This is a genomic window from Pseudomonas sp. GM60 (assembly GCF_000282415.1).
Lineage (GTDB): Bacteria > Pseudomonadota > Gammaproteobacteria > Pseudomonadales > Pseudomonadaceae > Aquipseudomonas > Aquipseudomonas migulae.
Window position 1 is genome coordinate 1 of the sequence record NZ_AKJI01000016.1, and the last position, 6641, is coordinate 6641.

Here is a 6641-nt window from a genome sequence, read left to right on the forward strand (position 1 = left end):
CCGGCTTGCTGGCGATGGACGCGACGCGGTGTTCTGCCAAACCGCGAAAACAAAAAGCCCCGCCTGATCCGATCAGGCGGGGCTTTTACGTTACGGCATGAAGCTTAGTTGGCGCTCACCGCCGAACGCGGGATCACTGGCTGGTTGTCGTTGGAGATAGTCACTTCTACACGGCGGTTCATGGCTCGACCCGAAGCGTCGCCGTTTTCAGCAACCGGGTATTCCTTGCCATAACCCTGGGCAACGATGCGCGCAGGATCAACGCCCATTTTCACCAGTGCCATGCGCACGGAACCGGCGCGACGCTCGGACAGCGACTGGTTGTGCGACGCCGTGCCGGTGCTGTCGGTGTAGCCTTCGACGATCACCTTGCGGTCCGGGTTTTCCTGAAGGAACTGCGCCAGTTTGTTGATGTTCGCCAGGCCGCTGGACTTCAGGTCGGCACGGTCGGTTGCGAACAACACATCACCAAAGGTTACCAGCGTACCGCGATCGGTCTGCTTGGCGTTCAGGCTGTCCTGCAACTGCTTGATCTGCGCATCGCGAGCATCCAGACGTGCCTGGGCGCGCTGTGCCGCAGCATTCTTCAGATTGGCTTCAGCGGTGCGCAGGGCGATGGTTTGCTTCGCCACTTCAACACGCTGATTGGTCAGGTAGGCCAGTTGATCGACCTCGTTCGCGTCTCGCTTGTCCAGATAAGCCTTGTCGGCCTTGTCCAGGTAATCGCTGGCGTCCTTGGTTTCCAGTGCCGCGACTTTGCTCGCCTGCGGGTTGGCTTGCAGGCCGCTGTAGTTGGTGCGGGCCTGTTCAAGGTTCGCGTTAGGCGGCGTGGAGCAGGCAGCCAGAGCTACGCTTGCGGCCAGCAGGGCAGGGATCATCAATTGATTGCGCATGTGGGTATCGTCCTTTTAAGTCGAGTAAGAAGTACGTCGTGGCGGCGCTTATTGCACGGTGCGCCGGCTTTCCTGACGCAGTTCCTGAACCCCTATCCGAGAGTCCTTCACCGCCTGTTCGGCTTTGATCGCCTGGGCTTTGCGTTCGGCGACGCGCGCGTCCCACTCGGCCTGTTCGGCGAGCACTCGGGCTTCGTCGTACTTTTTGTCGTGCATCGCGATTTCGGCTTGTTTGAGCTTGTCCTGGGCGGACTTCATCTCAACCGCCGAGAATTCGGTGCCGCCCGCGCTGACGGCGCTGTTCACGGCCGATTGGGTCACGGCGTATTGCTCAGTCGGCGGGTTACCGGCGCAACCGGCCAGAACCAGGCTGCTGCCGATGGCCAGGGCGGCCAGTTTCAGGCTGCGCAGGGGGGTGGAAGCGGGCTTGGCAGTGTTGATCTTCATGGTCTTCAACTCCATTGGAATAACTCCTGAAAAACTGAACATCCATCCTGGGCAAGGAGCCGCAACCATCAATTTTCGAAGCGTTTTGAAACGGCCGTCCCAGGCGTGGTTACTGGTTACGACCCGAGGCATTTTTTAAAAGTTCAGAGAAGATGGCCTGTCGCCCGAAAAAACTTTGACCGAACGGACAAGGCTCTAAATCGGGAACTTTGGCGATAGGAGAGGGTATTCCAAAGGCGGAAACACGCAATTGTTGAAGGGGGCTGCAATCCAATGTGGGAGCGGGCTTGCTCGCGAAGGCGGTTTAACAGTCGACATTTGAGTTGACTGACACACCGCCTTCGCGAGCAAGCCCGCTCCCACAGGTTCTGCGGTGAACTCAGTGCTTTTGCTTGTCCTCACCAGACGACAAATCGTGCAAATGCCGCCGGGACAGCGCGAGAAAACGCGGGGTCGGGCCGATGTCTTCGTACAGCGGATCGCCTTCTTCGTCGGTGGCCACGATGGTCGAGCCCTTCACGTACGGAAAGCTCTTTTCCAGCTCTTCGAGCGCCGCGCCGATCAACTCGCCGAGCAGTTCTTCAGGGTGCCGCTTGGGGTACATCTCGATGATCGCCGCCAAGCGCGCGGCGGCTTCCACATCCAGATGAATCGAGTAGCCGGTGTCGGTCAGGCGACCCTTGGCGTTTTCTTCCCAATGATGGGCAAGCTCGCGGATTTTCATAAAAACCTCATGGCACGCCTGTTCGTAGCAGGCCGGGTAAGTGTCCGGCCATGGCCGGCGAAAGCCGTTGTGCGGCTTACTCTTCAGACTAGCTTGCGTGCCCGGGGTTTAAAGTCCCTTCGTCGTGTGCTTGTAAGAAGCGCTTTACGACGGCACTCTTAAACCACAAGGCACCCCCGGATTTTTCGCTGGAGAACGGCTGATGACCGATATTGATGCACGCTTGCGCGAGGATGTTCACCTGTTGGGTGAGCTGTTGGGCAACACCATTCGTGAACAGTACGGGGACGATTTTCTCGACAAGATCGAGCAGATCCGCAAAGGCGCCAAGGCCGACCGTCGCGGTTCGATGGACGCCGAACTGAGCGCGAGCCTCAATCAACTGAGCGAAGACGAGTTGCTGCCGGTGGCGCGGGCGTTCAACCAGTTTCTCAACCTAGCCAACATCGCTGAGCAATATCAACTGATCCATCGCCGCGAAGAATCTCAGCCCGCGCCGTTCGAGGCGCGCGTGTTGCCGGAGTTGCTAACGCGCCTGCTGGCCGAAGGTCATGCGGCCGAATCCCTGGCACGACAGCTGGGGCGCCTGGAAATCGAACTGGTGTTGACTGCGCACCCGACCGAAGTCGCGCGCCGCACGCTGATCCAGAAGTACGACGCCATCGCCGCGCAACTTGCCGCTCAGGATCACCGTGACCTGACCAGCGCCGAGCGCGAGCAGATTCAATCGAAATTGCAGCGCCTGATCGCCGAAGCCTGGCACACCGAAGAAATCCGTCGCACCCGCCCGACTCCGGTGGACGAAGCCAAATGGGGTTTCGCGGTGATCGAGCATTCGCTGTGGCAAGCGATCCCGAACTATTTGCGCAAGGCCGATAAAGCCCTGCATGACGCCACCGGCCTGCATTTGCCGCTGGAAGCCGCGCCGATTCGCTTTGCTTCGTGGATGGGCGGCGACCGTGATGGCAACCCCAACGTGACGGCTGCCGTGACCCGTGAGGTGTTGCTGCTGGCACGCTGGATGGCCGCCGATCTGTACGTGCGCGATGTCGATCACCTCGCCGCCGAGCTGTCGATGCAACAGGCCAGCGACGCGCTGAAAGCCAAGGCCGGCGACAGCGCCGAACCCTATCGTGCCGTCCTTAAACAGCTGCGTGAACGCCTGCGCGCCACTCGAAGCTGGGCCCACACTTCCTTGACGACCGCCACGCCGGCCCCCGCCGATGTGCTGCAAAACAACCGCGATTTGCTCGACCCGCTGGAGCTCTGCTACCAGTCGCTGCATGAGTGCGGCATGGGCGTGATCGCTGATGGGCCGCTGCTCGATTGCCTGCGTCGTGCGGTGACCTTCGGCTTGTTCCTGGTGCGCCTCGATGTGCGTCAGGACTCGTCTCGTCACACGGCGGCGATGACGGAAATCACCGATTACCTCGGCCTTGGGCGCTACGAAGACTGGAGCGAAGAGGAGCGCATCGCCTTCCTGATGCGCGAGTTGAACAACCGTCGGCCGTTGTTGCCGACTTACTTCAAACCCTCCGCCGACACCGCTGAAGTGCTCGCCACGTGCCGGGAAATCGCCGCCGCACCTGGCGCTTCGCTTGGTTCGTACGTGATCTCCATGGCCGGCGCCGCTTCCGACGTGCTGGCCGTGCAACTGTTGCTCAAAGAGTCTGGTGTATTGCGGCCGATGCGCGTGGTGCCGCTGTTCGAAACCCTTGCCGACCTTGATAACGCCGGCCCGGTGATTGAAAAACTGTTGCTGCTGCCGGGTTATCGCGCGCGCCTGCAAGGGCCGCAGGAAGTGATGATCGGCTATTCCGACTCGGCCAAGGACGCCGGCACCACGGCGGCGGCCTGGGCGCAATATCGGGCGCAGGAACGTCTGGTCGACATCTGCCGCGAGCAGCAAGTGGAACTGCTGTTGTTCCACGGTCGCGGTGGCACCGTGGGGCGTGGTGGCGGTCCGGCGCACGCGGCGATTCTGTCGCAGCCGCCGGGGTCGGTGGCGGGGCGTTTCCGCACCACCGAGCAGGGGGAAATGATTCGTTTCAAATTCGGCCTGCCGGACATCGCCGAGCAAAATCTCAACCTGTACCTGGCGGCGGTGCTGGAGGCGACGTTGTTGCCACCGCCACCACCGCAACCCGCCTGGCGCCATTTGATGGACGAATTGGCGGCAGACGGTGTCAGTGCTTACCGCGCCGTGGTGCGGGAAAATCCGCAATTCGTCGAGTATTTCCGCCAGTCCACCCCGGAGCAGGAGTTGGGGCGCCTGCCACTGGGCAGTCGCCCGGCCAAGCGCCGCGCCGGCGGGATCGAAAGCCTGCGGGCGATCCCATGGATCTTCGGTTGGACCCAGACCCGCTTGATGTTGCCGGCCTGGCTCGGCTGGGAAGCCGCGTTAAGCAAGGCGCTGGCGCGCGGCGAAGGCGAGCTGCTGGGGCAAATGCGCGAGCAGTGGCCGTTTTTCCGCACGCGCATCGATATGCTGGAGATGGTCCTGGCCAAGGCCGACGCGGATATCGCCCGCTCCTACGATGAGCGGCTGGTCGAGCCGGATCTGCTGCCTTTGGGTGCGCACTTACGCGACCTATTGTCGCAGGCGTGTTCGATTGTTCTGGGGTTGACCGGTCAGTCGCAGCTACTGGCACATAGCCCAGCTACCCTCGAATTCATCCGCTTGCGCAACACCTACCTCGACCCGCTTCATCTATTGCAGGCTGAGTTGCTGGCACGTTCGCGCCTGCAGGAAGTGGCGCAGGGCAGCCCGGTAGAACAGGCGTTGCTGGTGTCTGTGGCGGGGATTGCCGCCGGTTTGCGAAATACCGGCTAAGGTTTTCGTCGTGGGTTCGGGCACTCGACGCAGGCGTCGAGTGCCGGTTTGCGCGGGGTTGGAAAGTGCTGCAAGGCGACACTTAATGATGGGGTTGCGACTTGGGGTACCCCGTCGCAAGGTCACGCAAGGCGCGGGTTTCTCCGACTTTCGACGGCTTGTGTGCGTAGGATCTGCTGTGTATCTTGATCAGCCTTTGGCCGTTTGGGCGGTCACGACCCTGTTTTGAGATTGGCCCCACGAGGCGAATCCTTTGTTATCTATATAAAAATTGAGGAGCACATCGATGCGCGTCATTCTGCTGGGAGCTCCCGGGGCCGGTAAAGGTACTCAGGCTAAGTTCATCACCGAAAAGTTCGGCATCCCGCAAATCTCCACCGGCGACATGCTGCGTGCTGCGGTCAAGGCCGGCACCGAGCTGGGCCTGATCGCCAAGAGCGTCATGGACAGCGGTGGCCTGGTTTCCGATGACCTGATCATCAATCTGGTCAAGGAACGCATCAGCCAGGCGGATTGCGCCAACGGTTTCCTGTTCGACGGTTTCCCGCGCACCATTCCTCAGGCTGAAGCCCTGGTGAAGGCCGGCGTCGAGCTGGATCACGTGGTCGAAATCGCGGTCGATGACGAAGAAATCGTTCAGCGTATCGCTGGTCGTCGTGTCCACGAGGCCAGCGGCCGCGTGTACCACACCGTCTACAACCCGCCAAAAATTGCTGGTAAAGACGACATGACCGGCGAAGATCTGGTGCAGCGCAAGGACGACACTGAAGAAACCGTGCGTCATCGCCTGTCGGTCTACCACTCGCAGACCAAGCCACTGGTGGATTTCTACCAGAAGCTGTCGGCGGCTCAAGGCAAGCCGAAGTACAGCCACATTGCTGGCGTCGGTTCGGTTGAAGCGATCACCGGCAAGGTGCTTGAAGCGCTGAGCTGAAAAGTCTGAACCGCTTCATCTTCTACGGCCCGCTTGCGGGCCGTAGTTGTTTATACTGGCGCACTTTTTCTGACCTCTCTTACGGAAACATCGATGAGCACCTTGCTGGCCCTGGACACCGCGACTGAAGCTTGCTCCGTTGCCTTGCTGCATGACGGCAAAGTGACGAGCCATTACGAGGTGATCCCGCGCCTGCATGCGCAGAAGCTGTTGCCGATGATCCAGCAATTGCTCGCCGATGCCGGGACCACCTTGCAAGCGGTCGATGCCATCGCTTTTGGCCGTGGGCCGGGCGCATTCACTGGCGTGCGTATCGCCATCGGCGTGGTACAGGGCCTGGCGTTTGCCCTGGATCGCCCGGTCCTGCCGGTGTCGAACCTCGCGGTGCTGGCGCAGCGGGCGTATCGCGAACACGGTGTGAGCCAGGTCGCGGCCGCCATCGATGCGCGCATGGATGAAGTGTACTGGGGCTGCTACCGCGAAACGGCGGGTGAGATGCGTCTGGTCGGCAAGGAAGCCGTATTGCCGCCGGAAGTGGCGGCGTTGCCGGCGGATGCCAGCGGTGACTGGTTTGGCGCCGGCACCGGTTGGGGCTATGCCGAACGCATCGCCGTCAGCCTGAGCGGTCAGGACGCGGGCATGCTGCCTCACGCCGAAGACCTGTTGACCCTGGCGCGATTTGCCTGGGAACGGGGTGAAGCGATTGTGGCGGACGAGGCGCAGCCGGTTTATCTGCGGGACAAGGTTGCGACGCCCAAGGCGCGTTGATTTCCGGCACCGAGTCGGCCCTATCGCTGGCAAGCCAGCTCC

General features: G+C 61.3%; 6 protein-coding genes. 3 read left to right on the forward strand and 3 right to left on the reverse strand.

Annotated elements, in window-relative coordinates:
- Positions 1-104: 104 nt before the first annotated feature.
- The 3 genes from lptF to PMI32_RS26725 all read right to left on the reverse strand — a co-directional run bounded on the left by lptF (position 105) and on the right by PMI32_RS26725 (position 2064).
- Positions 105-893, reverse strand: a complete 789-nt coding sequence (gene lptF / locus PMI32_RS26735) for a lipotoxin F family OmpA-related lipoprotein LptF (RefSeq protein WP_008024662.1) — start codon at positions 891-893, stop codon at positions 105-107.
- A 48-nt stretch (positions 894-941) separates the two neighbouring features.
- Entirely contained in the window at positions 942-1355 is a 414-nt protein-coding gene (locus tag PMI32_RS26730) for a DUF4398 domain-containing protein (RefSeq protein ID WP_008024663.1), read from the reverse strand.
- A 364-nt stretch (positions 1356-1719) separates the two neighbouring features.
- Complete coding sequence (locus PMI32_RS26725) at positions 1720-2064, reverse strand: hypothetical protein (RefSeq protein ID WP_008024664.1); 345 nt, start codon at positions 2062-2064, stop codon at positions 1720-1722.
- Between the two features lie 202 nt (positions 2065-2266).
- Between PMI32_RS26725 and ppc the strand changes: the two genes are divergently transcribed.
- The 3 genes from ppc (at position 2267) to tsaB (ending at position 6599) form a co-directional block, all read left to right on the forward strand.
- Positions 2267-4897, forward strand: a complete 2631-nt coding sequence (gene ppc / locus PMI32_RS26720; protein WP_008024665.1) for a phosphoenolpyruvate carboxylase — start codon at positions 2267-2269, stop codon at positions 4895-4897.
- A gap of 286 nt (positions 4898-5183) precedes the next feature.
- The gene (gene adk / locus PMI32_RS26715) at positions 5184-5831 is read left to right on the forward strand and encodes an adenylate kinase (protein ID WP_008024666.1); all 648 of its coding nucleotides are present in this window, start codon (positions 5184-5186) and stop codon (positions 5829-5831) included.
- Between the two features lie 93 nt (positions 5832-5924).
- Positions 5925-6599: a tRNA (adenosine(37)-N6)-threonylcarbamoyltransferase complex dimerization subunit type 1 TsaB gene (tsaB, locus tag PMI32_RS26710; protein WP_008024667.1), complete on the forward strand. Its 675-nt coding sequence runs from the start codon at positions 5925-5927 to the stop codon at positions 6597-6599.
- Positions 6600-6641 lie beyond the last annotated feature (42 nt).